This window comes from Bacillus fungorum (genome assembly GCF_002746455.1).
GTDB lineage: Bacteria > Bacillota > Bacilli > Bacillales > Bacillaceae_G > Bacillus_A > Bacillus_A fungorum.
In genome coordinates this window covers 1-20,320 of record NZ_NWUW01000038.1, presented here as the reverse complement: position 1 = coordinate 20,320, position 20,320 = coordinate 1, and the positions used below count along the sequence as shown (strand labels likewise).

The following is a 20,320-nucleotide window of genomic DNA, read 5'->3' as shown; positions in this document are numbered from 1 at the left end:
TTTTTATTATTTCCAGTATAAAAAATTCCAGTCAAGTTATATCATACTGTCCATAGTGTATCAGAAGAAAAGAGAAAAGGAAAAGGTGTTCTTAAGATATACATCTCAAGAACACCTTTTTATTATTTCAACATAGAAAGCATAACCTTCTCTAACTCTTCTTTATTTACATTTTTATCAAATACTGCTTCTCCTTGACGCTCTAAACTATGATTAATAATAACAACTTGGTATGCACTATTTTTCCCTTTTGCTGGAACGATCATCTTCATACCTTGTAAATTACTATCCGAGTGATCAGTAGCGTAGAATATTTGATTTCCTTCTAATTCGTACTGTTCTATATTTTCAGGCAAGATAAATTGGTGGCTAAATGTGTCTTTACTTTCCCCAAAAACTTGTGATTGAGAAATTGCATAATTTCCTTTTCCGTTTGTATATTCTAATTCAATAATTAATTCAGGTCTTCTCTTAATAAAATAACCTACATTTTCATCCTTCAGATTGTATCCTTCAATTGTGTACGTCGGCTTCTTAATTGGAAAATCAACATGTTCCTGCGCTTCCTTTACCGTATAATTTAAAGATTCATGCACTTTGTCATCAAATGGTTTTGATTGATCATAAAGTGCATATAACTTGTCACGATCGGCTTTTGATAAACGCTCTTCTCTAAAAAATACTGACTCGTAGTCAGAATCTCTCGGAGCACCTTTTTTCTGTATATTAATAATTTCTTTAGATAATTTTATGTACTGCTGGAACTCATCTTTTGTTAAAGCTTTTTCAGCTAAATATAAATAATCTGTATGTTGTTCATACACTCTTGCTGAATAATGATATTCTTTTTTCGCATTTTCTTCTGTACCATACAGCATATCTACAGCAGTTTGGAAAGTATCCTTTGACTGCTCTACTTTATCCTCTTGTTTTTCTTTTCCTTCCGTTGCACGTGCGTTAAATAAAGAAAGAGATGCTATAGCAACTATGACAATAACTCCGAGTAAAGAAAGGCGATACGATTTCTTTTGGAACTTTTTAATCATAACGATTCTCCTTTTTAGTGTTCGTTTATTTCTACTTAAACTTGCTAGGCTTGGTACTTGATAAGAATAATGTTCTAAAAGGGTAATAATTGTATGACCATATGCAATTTGCTCCTCTTTATCTATAAACGTAAGTGCATATGCATCACAGGCTAACTCTTGATCTTCTCGCATACAAAAATAGGCGTACCAAAGAATCGGATTGAACCAATTTAATAGGATTAAACTGTACATAATCCAATTTACAGCTACATCGTTTCTCTTAATATGAGCTAACTCATGGTAAAAGACATATTGTAATTGTTGCTCATTTAATACTTTCATATGTTTTTTTGATAGTAATACTTTTGGGCTGAAGAAACTGAAAACAGTTGGGCTCGCAATCTTTCCCGCTAGACGTAATGAAACGGCCTTCTTCATTTTCATAGACTGCTTACAGCGATTAAACACTGTAACGACCTGTTCATCCGTAATATCCGGTTGTTTCTTTATGTACGAATATAAACGTCTATTTGTAATAAATGTGATGACTGCTAATATGATTACCCCAGCTAACCAAACATATAGAGCGATTTTGTATAAAGAAAATGTAGTCTGTTGTTCCGCACCTGCTTTTACTTCAAGTTCCCTATTTTTTGTCACCGTTTCAGAATTTAATTCTAATTCTACTGTCTGTTTCATCTCGTTATTCACTGTATTCTCAGGTAAAGATGTATTTTTTTGAATAACTTCCGACACACTGGAACTATAGGAAAGTAATGAATAAATGCTATAAGAGCTATCTGGTGACCATGGTAAAAGGAGTCTAATCATTAATACAATCCACAGCATATATTGCCATCGGGGCGTTAATTTATTTCTAAATAGTATTTTTATACATAAAATAAAACCAACTAATATGCTAGCCATAAGTGACGTTTCTATAAGCCAATCAAAAAAATGAGGAAGGTATACATTTATAAGCATGTCTATCATTTTTATCGATCCTTCCTCTTATTCTCCTCTGTCTTCTCATCTAAAATGCGTTTTAGTTCATTAATATCTTCTGAAGATAATTTCTCCTCTTTTAAGAAATTAACAAGTAATGGCTTAAACGCCGCACCGCAAAAACGCTTTAGTAAAGATTTCGTTTCCACTTGCAAATAATTATCTTGTGATACTAACGGATAATAAGCGTACATGCGGCCTTTATCTTGATGGTAAGAAACGGCTTCCTTTTGTACTAACCGATTAATTAATGTCCGGATTGTTTTCGGTTTCCAGTCCATTTCATCTTCTAGTTCTTCTATAATTTCATTCGCTGTTTGTGGAGATTTCGACCAAAGTACTTTCATAATTTCTAATTCTGCTTCAGATATTTTAGGTAATTGATTTGTCATAATATATTTCACTCCCTTGTATTACATTTGTAATCTATAACTAAGATTACGAATGTAACACTTAATTGTCAACCATATTTTAGAAAAAACTAATTTCAACTAAACCTTACTTACCAACAACAAATTTCCCTTTTTTCAAATAATCAAATAAAAAAACAAGAAAATCTTTACATTTAATAGTAATATAGAAAATAGACAAGTTTATCCGACTTTAATGGGCAGTAAGACCCCCACCTCAAAATTCAGCGAGAGCAAAGAAGTTAGGTGGGGAATCAACTGCCCATAAAAGTCCGATTGGTGAAGACTAATAATCAGTGGGGGATGAAGACCACCCCACTGATTAAAGTTTCACTTTATCAAAATAGTGGAGGCTTTTTCAGTCATGATGCGTGCACTTCGTTTAAATATAAAGCAAGCTTTTTGTAATCGTGTTTCTTTAATTATTATGTTTAGTGGATTCGTTCTTATTTGTATTTATCATTATTATTATGTCATTCGTTATTTAGGAGACGCTGCGAGCGGACCTATATCAACAGATATAAAATGGATTGGATTTCGTGATAATGAAATGGATGTTTATTTATTATTAATGCCAGTTATTGCGAGTTTCCCCTTTAGTACAAGTTACAATTCCGATAAGTCAGATGGTTTTAAACCGTTCGTGAGTAAAGGAATCTCTTTATTTCCTTATTCAGTAACGAAATATATCGTTACGTTTTTTTGCGGAGGATTTCTTTATACATTTCCATTCATCTTATCGTTATTATTTTGCAAATTAACAATTCCAAACGGAACACCTACGATTGGTTCTGGCATCATAAATGAGGATGGAATGTTCGCAAACCTATACTTCGATGCGCCTCTCACTTACATTACGGTATATATTGGAATTAATTTTTTATTTGCAGGTTTAATGGCCCTCTTAGGACTTGCTGCATCTGCATGGTCACAAAAGGACTATATGGCGATTCTATTTCCATTTGCAGTTAACTCCATTCCGTACGTCCTGCTAAATACAATATTCCCTACAATAGGCGGAGCACCTATTCATTTATATGATCCAAAGCAACCATTGCAAGGCATGTCACCATACATTTTAACGATGCAATGTGCTTTCTTCCTTCTCGTTAGCTTACTTATGTATATACAAGGAGTAAAGCGAGATAGAAAAAAATATAGAAGAAGGTTGCAAAGAAGAGATCGGTGTAGAAAATCATTTCAAGTAATTTCAGACTAAATCATTGAACGAATAAGAGCGTAATTCCCTGAGTTAGCTTAGAGAATTACGCTCTTATTCTCATTTACATTTATCAATCTTATATTTTCAATACTCATATGATCATCTCCTTTTTACGGCGTACCAACCAACCCCCATAAAATAACAACCGCTGCAAAATAAATCGCTTTAATACCTACAACTAAACATAATGAAATAATTGCATATTTACTTAGTTCTCTTCTTGCACCTATTAAAGTAAAAATAACTGCCAAACTAAACGTTACATAGGAAGATGCTGTATTTATTAAGTTATACATAATATCTAAGTTACTTGTAAGCCCTGTTATATCAGCTACAAATTGTAGCATGACGAGCGTACTAAAAAAAATTGCAAGCTGATTCATTAACTTTCCATTTAAACATGCTTGCATCTTTAACCTCCTCATTATAAAAAACCGAATTTTCAATTAATTTTAACATGATTTTTACAGAAAAAGAACGCTCAGTATATCTCTAAGCGTTCTTTTACAACTATTTAAGAAGCTTTCTTCAAATCAATTTGAGCAAGAACTGGGTCGTGGTCACTTACACGTCCATGTTCTTTCATAATGTTTGAGTTTAAGTGTACAGAATCTACAATTGTGTGCGGTGCGATGTTGTTTGTTACTAAAATATGATCTAACACTTGTGCATTTCCTTCATGAATGTACGTGTAGCGGTTTTCTTTCGGCACTGTGTTTAACATATTTTTCAAGATTGTTCCTTCTAGTGCTTTTAGTGGTTTAGCGAACTCAAAATCGTTCATATCCCCTAACACAACAACTGGTGCATTCGTGTTTTTTTTCTGAATACCTTGTACGAAATTGTTTACTTCTTGTGCTAATTGAACTCGTTTTTCTTCACTTTTTAATACGAGCGGTTGTACTTTTCCAAATGGCGTTGCATCTCCTAGTTTTGAGTTTAAGTGATTGGCAACGACGACAACGTTTTGTCCTTGGAATGTAAATTCTGCCGCAAGTGGTTTACGTGTACTTTCAAACAATGGGTTTTCGTCTCCAATACGAACGACATTTTTATCAAGTAACTTCGGTACTGCTGCCAATTTCACGCGTGATGGGTTATAGAAGAAACCGACGCGAATATTCGCTCCTGGCGCTCCACCGTCTAGATTATTATGCGGAGCAATTTCTACATACTCATACTTTGGCCCGCGAATTTCTAGCACCGCATCAATAATACGTTTTGCGCTTAATGAAGCATCTGTTGTACCATCATTAATCGTACCGTTATTATCTTGCATTTCCTCTACACCGATAATATCTGGCATTTTTAAATTGTATTTAATAGAATACGCTAACGCTTTTACTTTTTCATCTGTTGTTTCTTTTTTATTCGCCGAGAAGTTTTCAATGTTATATGTAGCAACTGTTAACTTATCAAGACGCGGCTGAATATTTGCCCCTACTTGCTTAAATCCGCCGTCTACTACAGATGGTAATTCCGTTATTGGCGCAATGCGGAACGAACCGTAATCATATCCGACTACTCCTGTTATATCTCCAGTGAAAGTATCTCCTACTTTTGCTACATAATCACGAGGGACTTTTACAGATAGACGCTCTGGGTTTAATTGATTTTCATCTAATACAGGTGTGCCATATTTCGTTACTACTTTATTTCCGCCATTTTCTACTGTTACATATAAATTACCGTTTTTCTGAGGGGCAATAATTTTTGGCGTTGGCATCGTAACGCGCATACCTTCTATACTTTCATAAAAGTCGATTGCATCTTCATTTGGATCAAATAAACCGAATGCATCATTATCGATAATTTGATCAGGGATTTTCACACCGTTTTCTCCAAGTACAATCGGTGCTGGTAAAGACTGATCTTTTGCGATTACAGCAATGCGGCTCGCCTTAATTTCCGTCGTCGTTAAGTCTGTTTCAAACCTTTCTGCATATCCAGGTCCAACATATTCTTCTACTACTCCATCAACTTGAATAAGATCTCCTACTGCTACATTTGCATCTTTTTTGTATACGTACATACCTTCTGAAGTAGCTGGATCATTATCTGGCTGATTGTCTTCTATATAAAAACCATTTTTATCTAGCGCTGTGACAACGCCTTCCACATTGTATACTTTCTTCCCGTTGTAAGGAGAAATATGTGATTTCCCTTGAATATCATGAATACGAACCAGTTCATTGTTTACGATAATAAATGAAAATGTTGAAATCGCTGAAGAAGTAAGCCCTTCTTTCTCTGCGATTGCTTTAATTACACTATTTTCATTCAATACGATTTGTTTGTTATAACGAACACTTTTATTTGTAGGGTTAGAGCCATCTAACGTATAGTAGATTGTTGCTCCTTCAGTATTCGTTGTTAATGTTACCGCCGTGCCCTTCGCAATTTCTCCGCCACCAGGCGAAGCTACTACATCGCTAACACGGTTTTGTCCTTCTCCTTGAAACTTATGAGCTGTTACCGATTTTAAACCTGGGCTACTAAAATATAATTCAAGCGTCCCTGTTAAACTAACTTTCTTCCCGATATTTTCAGGATGATCTTTCACATTCACTGCCGATCTCACATCGCCTTTTGGCAACTGAACAGGCATGATTTTGTCTGGATTCGTTTCATTTGGTGAATCGGCAACTGCTACGTTTGTATCATCAAACTTAGCCGGATCTTTCGTGTATTTAGAAGGACTTTGCGTATATCCAACGATATATCCTTCCACTATCCCCTTCGTTTTCCCTTGCTGCTTAAATACTTGAATTGCTCTTTCTACTGACATAGAAGTCGTTTCTTCTGCCTGCGCTAAAGTTCCAGTAAATGAAAGCAATAGCATAAATGATAAAAAGACACTTAATAATTTCTTCACAGCCATTTTCCTCTCCTTATTTCATATTTTCTCAGCATGTCTATCATAACAAATGATTCTTTATATAGAACGGAATTTCGACAAGTTTTACAAAAAATTAATCTAATTTACTCGTTTTCAAACTATAATACAAAATAATAATTTTACACCTTCTACGAATGCGTTTTATAATATGGAAGAGAAAAAACAGAAATATCGAAATTTACTTGACCTGTAAAATGTATTCATTTGAATGGGAGTGATTGGATGGAAGTACAAACAGAAACATACCGCGCAGCTATGAATGGAACATTAGAACGTCATTTTTCAGATATGATTGCTGTTACACCAACTAGAATTACAATTGAGCAGTTAAAACAACGGCTAGAAACCATCGCTACTAAAGTTGATGAGTTAAAAATTGTTTATAGTGATGAGACAAGCCTTATTGTCGAGTTACATATGGGTGAAACAACCATACCGTATGAACTGCATATTGATGAGGCGAACGACCCAGAAGAATATAAAATGTACAATAGACAAGATTCTACAATCGTAGATCGTAATTTTGAAGATGCGGCTTTCGGCACTGAAATTTTCACTCGTACGCTATTTGTAGGCGATGTACTGGACTGCTTTTTCCAGCAAATACAATTTTTATGGAACCTCGCCCCAGATTTGTTATTCGTAATCGATTCAAGTGCAGCAATGAAGGTGATATCTAGAAGCTATATTGAATATCACGTTGAAAATGAATTATTTCCTGACATTCCTGACTTATACGTTATTCATTCTGTTTATGAGAACGATAAAGAAGGTGAGCCTACGCAATATTGGTTTCATACACACGGCCTTTTAAGAGCGGGCGTAACAGAAATAGAATTAATGATTCCAAATCGCATTTCTTCCTATTACGGCATTGGTGACCTCTTTCAAACATTTGCTAATAATGCGGTTGAGAATGGCCAAGTCCCAATGAATGAGCCTATCGTTATCGCACATAGTCAGCAAGGTTCTATACATACAGTAGCTGTTCCGTGGGAAAAAGGCTTATCTTATATCGGACATAAAACGAGTATGGATCGACTATCCTCAATTGAGGATGGAGAAGTAAAGCTACAGCCAATTGATGCACAAAACACATTCTTAGGCGGGATGGATGACCGAGATGAATACCATCAATCGCCATCTGTTCTCTTGTTCAGATTTGATACTTCAGAAGAATATATCGAAAGCTTTTTCAAAGAACACGAGGAAGCTACAGGGCTCATGTTCTATAAAACAAATAGCGAAACGGCTCGTATGGCTTACAATGCAAAAAATACTTTCGGGTATTTCAGCAACATTTTTCAAATTGAACAATCAAATGAAGAGTTTCGTTTTCTCGCTAAGTTTGGTGTTTCCTATGAAGAAGGAAAAAGTGAACATATGTGGTTTGAAATGCAAGATATTACGGAAGATTTCATTCAAGGAATACTCATTAATGAACCATATTTTATAGAAGATATGAGTGAAGGAAATAGTTATCATTTAGATTTTGATAACTTAACAGAATGGGTTATTTATGCAGGAGATGCCGTTATAAAGCCAAATAACTTATATATGTTTATTGGTGAATAAGTGTTTTATATAATAAAAGAAACGCCTTCAATATAGTTGAAGGCGTTTCACTTTATTGTGCGATTAATTCCGTCTCCATTACTTTCTCCAAATGAGATAGTACACGCTTTGCAGCTTTCTCACCTTGATCAATACAGTCCGGAAGACCAGAACCAGCGTAAGAACTACCTGCCAAGTATATACCTGGCAACTCTTTCTCCATAAATGTTGTGAGTTTCTTCATTCGCTCGTTATGGCCTACTGTATATTGGGGCATTGCTTCTTTCCAGCGGCTTACGACTGTAAACTCTGGATCCTCTGTAATATCCATCGTCTTTCGTAAGTCTTCTAGTACGAGCTGAACGAGTTCCTCTTCTGTTTGTTCGACAACTGCTTCATCACCAGGTCGTCCAACGTAACATCGAAGAAGCGTTTTTCCTTCTGGCGTTGTATGTGGCCATTTTTTATGTGTCCACGTACATGCTGTAATTGTGTAGTCACTATTTCGAGATACGACAAATCCTGTACCATCAATATCGCGCTGAATGGCTGATTTCGGGAAAGCCATTGCCACATTCGCAACTGATGTGGATGGAATGTGGCGGAAGAAACGAAATTGCTTATACTGCGCAAACATAGACGGCAATACTTTATGTGAGCTTGCCACTACGACCGCGTCCACTTCTATTTCTTTCCCGTTACTAAGAGTAATCGTATAGCCATCACCCTGTTTTGCAACTTTTTCAATGCGAGTTCCCTTTATTATCGTACCTTCATGCATCTTTGATTCGAGAGATTCTACGATAGATTCTAAACCTGTTTTCACTGTTTGGAAGATTCCTTTTTTCGGTTCAGCTTTCTCTTCTTTCGGAGCGAGCGTACGCATACCGAGTGAAATACTGCGATGTTTCTGCTCAATTTGATACATTTGCGGGAATGTTGACATTAAGCTCATTTCATCAATATCCCCTGCATAAATACCCGATAGTAACGGTTCTATTAAGTTTTCAACCACTTCGTTGCCAAGGCGATGTCTGAAAAAATGCCCGAGTGATTGGTCAGATACTGGCTTTGACCTCGGCATTAACAGATCAAAACCAGCTCTTAGTTTACCAATTGGGGAGAACAGCCCGGAAAATAGAAACGGCGTAATTTGCGTTGGAATTCCCATCATTGATCCGCTCGGCATTTTATGTAACCGATTGTTTACGAGGATAAATGATTGACCGGCCTTATTATTTACAAGTTCATTGCCAAGACCTAATTCTTTCGCTAATCTAGCTGCACTTTCTTTTCGTGCTAAGAAAGAATCCGGTCCGCGTTCAATTGTAAATCCATCTTTTCGAACGGTTTGAATTTTCCCGCCAAGTTTACCCGATGCTTCTATCAGTAATGTATCAATCGGCAAGTTCTTGTCACGAATATCTTTTTGTAAGTTATACATTGTTGTTAATCCTGTGATGCCACCGCCGATGATTACAACTTTTTTCCTCAAGCATGCTCCCCCTTTCTTCTTACAATACAGATTCTTTTTTCTTTAATACAACATCTGTTAAGCAATCAATGAATGCGTCCGATACATTTGGCATTTCTGGACGATAATATTTCGCGCCAATTTCATCTGTTACCACTTTACACTCAAAGTCGTTGTCATATAAAACTTCTAAATGCTCCGCAACAAATCCAACTGGTGCGTAGACAAATGAAGTATAACCGTACTTTTCATTTAGTTCTCTCGTTAAATCTTGTACATCTGGACCAATCCAAGGATCTGGTGTGTTTCCTGCACTTTGCCAGCCTACTGCATAGTTTGCTACTTCTGCACCTCTTGCAATATAGTCCGCTGTTTCATTTAATTGATCTGGATATGGATCGCCCATTGCAATAATTTTCTCTGGTAAGCTATGAGCAGATACGATTAATACTGCTTCTTCACGTTCTGCTTCTGACATACCGTTATATATACCTTTCACTGCATCAACCCAGTACTGGATAAATTTCGGTTCTTTATACCAGCTGTCAATTCCGTGAATTGTTAAGTTTCCAAGTTTCTCAGCTTCTTCTTGCGCTCGTCCAACGTATGATTTTACGCTAAACGTAGAATAGTGCGGCGCAAGAACAAGTGCGATTGCATCTTGTATACCGTCGTTATGCATATCTTTCACTGCATCTTCAATGAACGGTTCAATATGTTTTAAGCCAAGATACATATGGTACTCTACTTCATCTTGCACTTCATTTAAACGCTTCTCTAACTTCTTAGCTTGCTCTAATGTAATAGTAGCTAAAGGCGAAATACCACCAATTGCACGGTAACGCTCTGTTAAATCTTCTAGCATTTCAGGACTTGGCTTTCTTCCTCTACGAATATGTGTATAGTAACGTTCAATATCTTCTTCTTTATATGGCGTTCCGTATGCCATTACAAGCAAACCAATTTTCTTTTTCATACAGCAATGCTCCTTTACTTCGCTAACTGCCCTTTAGAGTATTCATGAATAAATGTAGTTAAACGTTTTAATGTATCTGGATTTACTTCTGGGAATACACCGTGTCCTAAGTTAAAGATATAACCTGGCTGCTTCATCCCTTGATCTAAAATAGCTTTTACGTGCTCTTCAATAACAGACCATGGCGCAAGTAAGAATGACGGGTCCATATTACCTTGTACCGCCTTATGAACGCCGCGTGCGCGTGCCTCTTCGATCGGTAAGCGCCAATCTAAGCCTACTACATCAAGAGGTAAGTCGTGCCATTCATTCACTAAGTGTGCAGCTCCTACGCCGTGCATAATCATCGGAACGCCCATCGTACGAACTTCTGCAAAAATACGCTCCATTGCTGGTTTAATAAATACGCGGTAATCTGCTACATTTACTGTTCCAACCCAAGAATCGAAAATTTGAACTGCTTTTGCTCCGGCATTAATTTGCGCTTTTAAATATGTAATAACCATATCTGCTAGCTTATCCATTAAAGCGAACCAAGCTTTCGGCTCTGCATACATGAACGCTTTCGTATTATGATAATTACGAGATGGACCGCCTTCAATCATATAGCTCGCTAATGTAAATGGAGCTCCTGAAAAACCGATTAACGGTACGTCTAGCATTTCAGTCGTTAATAAACGAATCGTATCTAATATGTACGGTACGTCATCTTCTGGATTGATTTCTCCTAGTTTTTCTACGTCTTGTAAAGAACGGATTGGATTATCAATAACTGGGCCAATGCCTGATTTAATTTCTACATCCACACCGATTGCAGGTAGTGGTGACATAATATCTTTATACAGAATTGCTGCGTCTACATTATATTGATCAACTGGTAGCTTTGTAACGTAAGCACATAACTCTGGATTGTGTGTAATTTCAAATAAAGAATACTTTTCTTTTATCTTTCTATATTCCGGCTGCGAACGACCTGCTTGACGCATATACCATGCTGGTACATACTCTGTATGTTCCCCCCTACATGCTTTTAAAAATGTCTCATTTATAGTTCTTACCAAGACCCTTGCTCCCTTCCTTGCCAATGCTTTTGCTCTAAATACGTTCTATTCCGATATTTATCTTTTTTTACTATACAGCTTGTAAAAACAAAATGCATAATATTATGTACGTTGTTCATTAAATTGACACAAACATTCGTAAAAACGCTTACTATTTTCATAACATTCTTATTATAACACAGAGAAAAACTATGGTTTAGCTACTTTTGACTTTTCTCCTTCACGGTTCGTTTGTGTGTTATATGGTACAACGTAAAAACTCGGTTTTGAAAAGATGTTAACAAACTTTTCCTCATATTCCCCGGCACCATTTACAGTGCCTACATGCGTATGAATTCCGTTTTCCACTCTATAAATACGATACATAATTCTTTCATCTGGAAGTGGTGTCCAGCTTAATTTCGCTTTAAATAAACCGAAAGGGCTAAATGCTAATTTCACTTTCACATCTTCAATTTTGCGCAGCCGAATCGGAGCACCGATTGTTTCCACACCTTCTGGTTTCATAAACTGCTCTTTCTGTTCTACATTTGCCTTCGTTAAAATTTTCTTAAACAATTTCGTTGCTGACGCACTTTCTCCTTGCAATTGATGTTCTTTATCTGTGCGGTCATAACCAATCCAAACAGCTCCTACTAAATTTGGCGTATAGCCAACGAACCACATATCTCTAGATCCATTATCATCATTGGGTAAGGAAGTTGTACCTGTTTTCCCAGCTAACGCCCCGTTATATACACCCGCTTTCGCTGTTCCTTCCTTCACAACTCCTTCTAACATTTTCGTCATGTACCATGCCGTTTGTTTCGAGAAAATTTTCGTTTCTACTTTTGGCGATTCTCCAATGACTGCGCCGTGTCTATTTAACACTTTATCAATAACGTGCGGCTCAATAATATCACCATTCGCTAAAAACGCACGATACATTTTCACAAGATCAAATGGTGAAACACCACTTTTCAGCCCGCCAAGCGCTGTACTTAACCCAGCGTCTGCAATATGAACATTTCCTTTCTCTAAATATTGCTTTCCTTCTTCTACCCCTAACTCATTTAATAAAGACACTGCTGGTACGTTTGCTGACTCTAAAATCGCATCGTACATCGTTATTTCTTTCGAATATTCACGGTTATAGTTCCGAGGTTCATAGCCTTCAAAAGAATGTCTTTCATTTGTTAATAAAGAATACGGATTATACTTTTTCGTTTCAAGTGCTGGTGCATAGACGATAAGTGGTTTTAGTACAGAACCTGGCTGTCTTTTTGCGAAAACACGATTAAACCCTCTCGGGACATACTTTCTTCCTCCAATCGCAGCTTTAATTCCGCCCGTACGATTATCCATTAATAAAAAAGCACCTTGCGCCCCATTTTCTTTACCAGGGAAATTCCGCGCATCTTGAAACTGGTTATATGCTACCTTTTGAACCTTTTCATCCATCGGCACGACAAATGTATATCCTCCGCGAAGTACTTCTTGATGAGACAACCCGTATAAACGAGAAGCTTCATCTATGACCATATCAATATACGGCATATATGCGAGTTCATTCTCGTCTAAGTTTTTATATAGAGCAATTGTCTTTCCTTGATAACGTACGCTTTCTTCGGCAGTCAAATAGCCTTGTTTATGCATAAGTGACAATACGAGATCACGGCGTTCTTTACTCTTCTCTGGAGAGAAATACGGTGAATATCCATTTGGCGACTTCGGAAGACCTGCAAGCATTGCCCCTTCTTCTACTGTTAAATCCTCTACATTTTTATTAAAATACAACTTTGCTGCTGCTTGAATACCGTAAGCCCCATGGCCAAAATAAATATGATTCATATACATTTCAAGAATTTGCTGCTTCGTATATTTTTGCTCGAGTTGAAGGGAAATTGCGACTTCCTTCAATTTACGCGTAAATATTTTTTCACGAGTTAAAAAGACGTTTTTAGCCAGTTGTTGTGTAATGGTACTACCGCCCTCTATTTTTTCCCCAGCTAGCGTATCTTTATAAAGAGCACGAAGTATTGATGGATAATCAATCCCTTGATGCTCATAAAAACGAGAATCTTCCACCGCAATAAATGACTGCTGCACATATTTCGGAATTTGCTCGATCGGTACGAGATCTCTATTTTCTACGTATAATTTCGTAATTTCTTTTCCTTCCTGGTCAACAATACGTGATGAAGAGTGGAAAACGAGCTGCTTTTCATCCATCATATAGCCACCAGCTAACACGATAAGTTTATACAGTACAATCGCTACTACTACCGTTGCTAACCCACCTAATAAAGTCCACTTTACTTTCTTCATACATCGGCCTTCTTTCCAAATGATGGTACATTTATTATTTGAAAAAGAAGTATCTTTATGTATATAATCTTCGAAGTTTTTTAAGAGAGTTGATATAATAGAAACAAACAATTAAGGGGGCATTAAAATGAAGGCTATTATTTCATACGAAACACCTCTAGAACAAGCACATTTCACTGCAAAAAATAATGAAAAAGATATGTTTTATAAAGAAAATACAGAAGAATCTGTAGAAGGTTCACTTCATTATGACGTACTAGACGCTGTTGGAGAATTTAAAGGACAACCTGGTTACATCGTTTGTAACAACATTTCTGTAACAGACGAAGGTCGCCCTGTATTTGAAAACCGCTTTAAAAACCGGGCAGGCCTTATCGAAAACGAACCAGGATTCCAAGCAATCCGCGTTCTACGCCCATTAAGTAACGATACATATGTCATCTTAACGATGTGGGAAACGGAGCAAAACTTTAAAGATTGGACAGAATCACGTTCATTCGAAAATGCTCATAAAAAACGTCCTGCCCAAGCAGAAGGACAAGCTCCAGCTCAGGCGCATCCACATGCAGAACAGCAAAAGAGTATTTTCTCTCGTCCGTCTTTCGTGACTACTTTTGATGTGTTAGTTTAAGTTTTTTCGTAGTTCAGAGTTCACGGTACGGAGACCGCGGTACATGAAATTATATCGGCGATTTTTCGAATATATCGACTTATCGACAAATAACGACACACAAAAAGGAAACACCATTACACACTGGTGTTTCCTTTTTCTTTGTACCAATTATATATACGAAGTGCATCTTCTTTTCGCATGTGCTTCACTTTATATCGATGCCCCGCTACCGATACGACAGCTGTACATAACTCGTCTTTCTTTTGAAAATACGACTGACTGTATCCTACTGCTTGAACATGCCTTCTTCGCATGATCCCTGTATATTTCGCAATGCCTCGGTACACCATTACTAATTGATTTTCTCGTATCCTATAACCACTACTTGTATACTTAGCGTATGCAAGTAACGTAAATACGATAAATAGTGGTATCAGAGTGAATAACGCGATATTTTGTTTAAAATATATACTCGCACCGATGATCGGCACAGCGAGTACGGCACTTGTAATCCAGCCCATTATTACGTAACGGCGCAATGCTACTTTTGGTAAATGGATGATTTTCTCTTCTATTTCATACGGCAACTGCAAATACGCTAGTAACTGCTGCACATCTTTTTTCTTCATAAAAGGATGCAACATCACTTCATTTCCAGCCGCTTCTATACTTTGAATGACTTCTACTTCGACAGAGCAATAACCGAAAGGCTGGCGGAGAATTCCCTCTTTCACCGTAATCGCTTGAATGCGGTGTAATTTTAATACAAACTCTTTCTTATCAAACAACCCTTGCACGATGCGAACTTCATTTCCGTTTCGCTCAATTTTAAAGTTCGCATATTTTAGCGCATAGCCAGCTGTAGAAATGACCCACGAGACTGCCATTAAAATCGCGGCCATAACGATTAATTCATATACACCGTTATCCATCACATACGCTTCTACTTTATTGATGAGCCATTCTGGTAAAAATTGATTAAACTCTGTGTAAAGGATGACTAACATAGAAAACACTAATCCAAATCGCCCCGATGTAATAGATGCTACTAAAATTTCTTTCGTTGTTAACTGATAAACCGTCTTACTACCTTCTTCCTCAGGCGCCTCTTCAGCCACAATGCTTCTTTCTTTATGTAATAAGGCTATCAGTTCCTTCGCTTCCTCTTCTCTAATGCCAGCTAACATCACTTCTGGCTCAGTACCGCCGCCGGCTACTTCTATGTTTAATTTCGTAAGTCCAAGTATTTGATAAATGATGTTAGAAGACGTACTAATATTTTGCACACGTTCTTTATTTAAATAACTTTCTTTCTTAACGAACACACCGTGCTTTATATGTAAAATATTATTTTCAACCCAGTACACTTTGAAATACCATTTTATAGCTGAGAAAATAGCCATAATAAATAATATAGCCAAAAGAACAAGATGCAATAAATACCAAGGTTTCACTTCACCATCTGATCGAAATAAAACAAGAAAAATAAAAGGCAACAAAGTCGCAACTCGAATACCTAATAAAATCGTGATCGGATGTTGCCTCTTATACATCCTCATCACTCACTTTCGCAAGTTCTCCAATTTGTCTTTTCAGCTGCTCTGCTTCTTCTTTCGTTAAACCTGGAATACTATGAGAAGTTGCTGCTGTTGAAATATGTAATTCTGCTAAATTATACTTTCTCATAATTGGGCCCTGTTCAATCGTTACGTGCTGCACGCGAATCATCGGAATAAGTACACGTTTTACAATGAACATTCCCTTTTGAATCTCAATCTCTTCTTCATTTAATCTGTAACTATAATAACGTTGACGTAAATTTGGAAATACAAAATAATCAAGCGGAATAAATGTAATAGCGCCTGTTACTAACAAGCCAAACAACCAACCCCACCAGTTAAAATTGATCATAAAAAAGAAATACGCAATTACGACTGCTAGTATAACTGCCGCCCCAATTAAAGCGTGAATTCGCCACACTTTCAGCATATTAGAATGAATCTCCCTTTCTAACGGCTGCATCTCATCACTCCAATTATATGAATTTATTACTTATATATTAGTTGTTATATACATTTTTGTAAATTTATAGTTCCCTACACCGTATCGAGCACTTCTTTAAAATTCCCTTCATTAATCGAATACACTTGAAACTGAATGTAATCTATCTCATTCGTATCTGGTTTAGCAAATGGCAAAATGTTAAATCTCGCCGCGGACCTTCCTAGCATATCTACAATCATAAGGGAAACGTCAATATATTCGAAGTCTACACGGAATACTACTGCTTCTCCCGTAAATTCATAATCTTTAATCGCATCATAAGACTTATTTGCACTAATTAACATCATTTTTAATAGTTGATTCAAATTTTCTGGTTTAAAATTAATTATATATACAGCTCCTTTTCCAATAAAACACTAAAAAAATAGTGTAATCTCATACTTTCATAGCTTCACACATTAATTATATTAAAAATAAAGCTAGTTTTTTATAAATTTTTTGATATAATTACTTACGGGAAAAGGGAAGAATTTTGTCTTCCCTTGTGTTTTTATTTGCATCTAGTACTTTTGCTAGATGCCTTTTTTTATGTTAAAAAAAGGTACCCTCATATATTTTGAGAATACCTTTTTCATCAATTTAGTGCACTTCAACAACTGTACCATCTTCGAATACTTTGAATACACCAGTAAACCCTGATCCAGCTGCACCTTCTATTTTATATGTCGTACGCACTCTTATTTGATAATATTTCTTTCCATTCTCTACTTGCGTATTCTCTAGCGTGTAATCATAGTCTTCTTTATATTCATTTTTGATATATTCTTTAGCTTTCTCAAAAGTAAATGCATCTTGATTCTTTCCTGTCTCTACCTTTTGATTTTTCTCTGTCTCTGTTTTTTGGTTCTTTTCTGTTACTACCTTTTGATTCTTTTCTGTCTCTGTTTTTTGGTTCTTTTCAATCGTTACCTTTTGATTCTTTTCTGTCTCTTCTTTTTGGTTCTTTTCTGTTGCCACCTTTTGATTCATTACTGCATTTGTTTTTTGTGCCTTCGCTGCTTCACTCCTTGCAGTTTTTTCTTCTTCACTAATTTTAGTAACTAATCCTATTGCTTTTTTATTATATTCTGCAAGGTTCTTGTTATCTTTTGTTTCTGAAACTAACTTATTTAATATCTCTTTTGCTTCTGCATAATTTTTCTTACTTATTAACTCTTCACTTTTCGCTAGTTGCTCGCTATACTTCTTTTTTTGTTCTAAAATGGCTAGTAATGCTGTTCGTTCTTCCTTTGCTTGTTTTATAAGCGTAGTATTTCCATTCTTCATGTTCTCTACTTTTTCAAATGACTTAATTGATTCTTCTATCTTTGTTTCTTCTTTCAACTTCACTGCTTCAATCATTATTTTCGTTTGTTCTACAAGCACCATTGCATCTGAATCATCTTTTTTCTCATCTAGCGCTCGTTCAAATGATGATAAGGCATTTTTATATTCTTTATTCGTTAACGCGGTCTTCCCTGCATCCATTTCTTTTTCAAAATCTCCATTACTACATCCAGCTAACATTAAAAATGTAATTCCAATTACCGTTAATAACTTCCTCATTTTTTCTCCCCCTATGTGGTCCTAAAACAATAACATCATATGTATAAAAGTCTGTGTAGTAATTAGACTGAAAGTAAATATGTACTACATTGTGTGTGGGAAAGGAAGTACATTTCATTTACTATCATTACTTAAAACTCCTAAATAGTTGGTAGTTGGTTTTCTTCTTTTAAGACAGAAAGGAATTTTAATAATGTGCGTAAAGTTCTCACCAGGCTCTTTACTACACACACTCTTATACACATAAAAAAATATTTTCAGTTTGCTCTTTTTTTAACTTTACATATTCTCGGTTGATTGGATACGAACTTCAATTCGTAACATACCGAAAAACAACAGAAAACAAAATGTAATAAAAGTAATTCTTTGTAACTATTTTGTAACACAAATGTAACACAAGGTTTTTAAAGATACAATAGTTTTTTTACATTATTTTCCCCTATCTACATTTTAAAGCGTTAATACAGTGCAAAACGAGTTTCATCTCCCACCCGCTATTGGACTATCATCCTTTGAATACTTTAGGAAATAGACCTCTTTCCTAAAGTACTCAAATTAATTACATAAATAACTCTTTTTTTACCCAAATATTACGAAGAACTTTAACCTTTTATTTTCACAACTTTCACATTAAATATATATAGCTAACTTTTTTGATATACCCACATTAAGAAAATAGGGCGAACTTTGTCTTCCTTTTTGTTTTTATTTGCATCGAGATCTTTTGCTAAATGTCTTTTTTATGCCAAATAAAATAAAAAAGGTATCCTCCAATACTTTGAGGATACCTTTTCATTTTTATTATCTCTGTTGTTTTCTACCTAATACAAGCAATCCAAAACTCATCATGATAAGGAGCGCTCCCATATATGGTTCCACAGGCATTTTTTGTCCTGTCTTCGGTAATTCTTTTTCAGGCTTCTCTGGATTCGCTGTTCCTGGTTTCTCTGAATCCGTTGTTTCCGATTTTTCTGGATCCGTTGTTCCTGGTTTCTCTGGATTCGTTGTTTCCGTTTTCTCTGAATCCGTTGTTTCCGGTTTTTCTGGATCCGTTGTTCCTGGTTTCTCTGGATTCGTTGCTTCCGGTTTCTCTGAATCCGTTGTTTCTGGGTTTTCTGGACCTGGTGGTGCTAAAGAAGTCAATTTATTTAATACTTCTAATTGAACTGGACTTATCATTCCTTTTGTAATTTCAAATGGAATTGGATTAGTTAATTTTTCATAACCTTTTGGTGCTTCTACTTCTACAAGTGTGTAGTGACCTACAGATAAGTCTGAGACTTTCGCTTTTCCTTCTTTATCTGTTGTTACTTTCGTTACTACTTTTCCTTTTGAATCACGTACTTCAAACACTGCCCCTGATAATACATTCTTACTTTCAGCAGCCATTTTTGTAATTTCTACTGAACCTTTATCTTCTAGTTCATTCTCTACTTTCAATGATAGGACTTCCGTCATACCTTTTGTAATTTCGAATGATACTGGCTCTGTTAGTTTCTTATAACCTGGTAAGCTTTTCGTCTCTACTAATTTGTACTTTCCTACTGATAGATCTGAAACGTTCGCTTTCCCTTCTTTATCTGTTGTTACTTTCGTTACTACTTTTCCTTTTGAATCATGTACTTCAAATACAACATCTTTTAATGGTGCTTTACTATCTTTATCTACTTTTGTAATTTCTACTGAACCTTTATCTTCTAGTTCATTCTCTACTTTCAATGATAGGACTTTCGTCATACCTTTTGTAATTTCAAATGATACTGGCTCTGTTAGTTTCTTGTAACCTGGTAAGCTTTTCGTCTCTACTAATTTGTACTTTCCTACTGATAGATCTGAAACGTTCGCTTTTCCTTCTTTATCTGTTGTTACTTTCGTTACTACTTTTCCTTTTGAATCACGTACTTCAAATACAACATCTTTTAATGGTGCTTTACTATCTTTATCTACTTTTGTAATTTCTACTGAACCTTTATCTTCTAGTTCATTCTCTACTTTCAATGATAGGACTTTCGTCATACCTTTTGTAATTTCAAATGATACTGGCTCTGTTAGTTTCTTGTAACCTGGTAAGCTTTTCGTCTCTACTAATTTGTACTTTCCTACTGATAGATCTGAAACGTTCGCTTTTCCTTCTTTATCTGTTGTTACTTTCGTTACTACTT

At 36.0% G+C, this 20,320-nt stretch carries 16 protein-coding genes; 3 read left to right on the top strand and 13 right to left on the bottom strand.

Features of this window, described 5'->3' with window-relative positions; all coding sequences use genetic code 11:
• Positions 1-122: 122 nt before the first annotated feature.
• Positions 123-2,021 (bottom strand): M56 family metallopeptidase, encoded by a 1,899-nt coding sequence (locus CO726_RS27680; protein ID WP_136699884.1) that lies wholly within the window; start codon positions 2,019-2,021, stop codon positions 123-125.
• Between the two features lie 2 nt (positions 2,022-2,023).
• Complete coding sequence (locus CO726_RS27675) at positions 2,024-2,425, bottom strand: BlaI/MecI/CopY family transcriptional regulator (RefSeq protein WP_099686396.1); 402 nt, start codon at positions 2,423-2,425, stop codon at positions 2,024-2,026.
• Positions 2,426-2,807: 382 nt separating this feature from the next.
• Between CO726_RS27675 and CO726_RS27665 the strand changes: the two genes are divergently transcribed.
• Positions 2,808-3,662, top strand: coding sequence for a hypothetical protein (locus CO726_RS27665; protein ID WP_099686395.1), 855 nt, complete (start codon positions 2,808-2,810; stop codon positions 3,660-3,662).
• Positions 3,663-3,775: 113 nt separating this feature from the next.
• Here the strand turns inward: CO726_RS27665 and CO726_RS27660 are convergent, their stop codons facing one another.
• Complete coding sequence (locus CO726_RS27660; protein ID WP_136699883.1) at positions 3,776-4,075, bottom strand: hypothetical protein; 300 nt, start codon at positions 4,073-4,075, stop codon at positions 3,776-3,778.
• Between the two features lie 104 nt (positions 4,076-4,179).
• Positions 4,180-6,546, bottom strand: coding sequence for a DUF6359 domain-containing protein (locus CO726_RS27655; RefSeq protein WP_099686394.1), 2,367 nt, complete (start codon positions 6,544-6,546; stop codon positions 4,180-4,182).
• Between the two features lie 240 nt (positions 6,547-6,786).
• Between CO726_RS27655 and CO726_RS27650 the strand changes: the two genes are divergently transcribed.
• On the top strand, positions 6,787-8,139 hold the full coding sequence (locus CO726_RS27650) for a DUF4026 domain-containing protein (protein ID WP_099686393.1): 1,353 nt from the start codon (positions 6,787-6,789) through the stop codon (positions 8,137-8,139).
• Positions 8,140-8,191: 52 nt separating this feature from the next.
• Here the strand turns inward: CO726_RS27650 and hemY are convergent, their stop codons facing one another.
• From hemY to CO726_RS27630, 4 genes are all read right to left on the bottom strand, one after another.
• Complete coding sequence (gene hemY / locus CO726_RS27645; RefSeq protein ID WP_099686392.1) at positions 8,192-9,613, bottom strand: protoporphyrinogen oxidase; 1,422 nt, start codon at positions 9,611-9,613, stop codon at positions 8,192-8,194.
• Between the two features lie 19 nt (positions 9,614-9,632).
• Positions 9,633-10,568, bottom strand: coding sequence for a ferrochelatase (gene hemH / locus CO726_RS27640; RefSeq protein ID WP_099686391.1), 936 nt, complete (start codon positions 10,566-10,568; stop codon positions 9,633-9,635).
• A gap of 14 nt (positions 10,569-10,582) precedes the next feature.
• Positions 10,583-11,629, bottom strand: coding sequence for a uroporphyrinogen decarboxylase (gene hemE / locus CO726_RS27635; RefSeq protein ID WP_099686390.1), 1,047 nt, complete (start codon positions 11,627-11,629; stop codon positions 10,583-10,585).
• 189 nt (positions 11,630-11,818) lie between these two features.
• The gene (locus CO726_RS27630; RefSeq protein WP_099686389.1) at positions 11,819-13,936 is read right to left on the bottom strand and encodes a transglycosylase domain-containing protein; all 2,118 of its coding nucleotides are present in this window, start codon (positions 13,934-13,936) and stop codon (positions 11,819-11,821) included.
• A 127-nt stretch (positions 13,937-14,063) separates the two neighbouring features.
• Between CO726_RS27630 and hmoB the strand changes: the two genes are divergently transcribed.
• Positions 14,064-14,567 carry a heme-degrading monooxygenase HmoB gene (gene hmoB / locus CO726_RS27625; protein ID WP_099686388.1) on the top strand — a complete coding sequence of 168 codons (504 nt, stop codon included), beginning with the start codon at positions 14,064-14,066 and terminating at the stop codon, positions 14,565-14,567.
• A gap of 116 nt (positions 14,568-14,683) precedes the next feature.
• Here the strand turns inward: hmoB and CO726_RS27620 are convergent, their stop codons facing one another.
• From CO726_RS27620 to CO726_RS27600, 5 genes are all read right to left on the bottom strand, one after another.
• Entirely contained in the window at positions 14,684-16,102 is a 1,419-nt protein-coding gene (locus CO726_RS27620) for a PH domain-containing protein (protein ID WP_099686387.1), read from the bottom strand.
• Positions 16,095-16,571, bottom strand: coding sequence for a PH domain-containing protein (locus CO726_RS27615; RefSeq protein WP_001182709.1), 477 nt, complete (start codon positions 16,569-16,571; stop codon positions 16,095-16,097). Before CO726_RS27615 ends, CO726_RS27620 begins: the two co-directional genes overlap by 8 nt.
• A 74-nt stretch (positions 16,572-16,645) precedes the next feature.
• Positions 16,646-16,942, bottom strand: a complete 297-nt coding sequence (locus CO726_RS27610) for a protoporphyrinogen oxidase (RefSeq protein ID WP_099686386.1) — start codon at positions 16,940-16,942, stop codon at positions 16,646-16,648.
• A 250-nt stretch (positions 16,943-17,192) separates the two neighbouring features.
• On the bottom strand, positions 17,193-18,158 hold the full coding sequence (locus CO726_RS27605; RefSeq protein ID WP_099686385.1) for a hypothetical protein: 966 nt from the start codon (positions 18,156-18,158) through the stop codon (positions 17,193-17,195).
• Between the two features lie 801 nt (positions 18,159-18,959).
• Positions 18,960-20,320: MSCRAMM family protein (locus CO726_RS27600; protein WP_136699882.1), on the bottom strand; the 1,361-nt coding region annotated here is incomplete at its 5' end.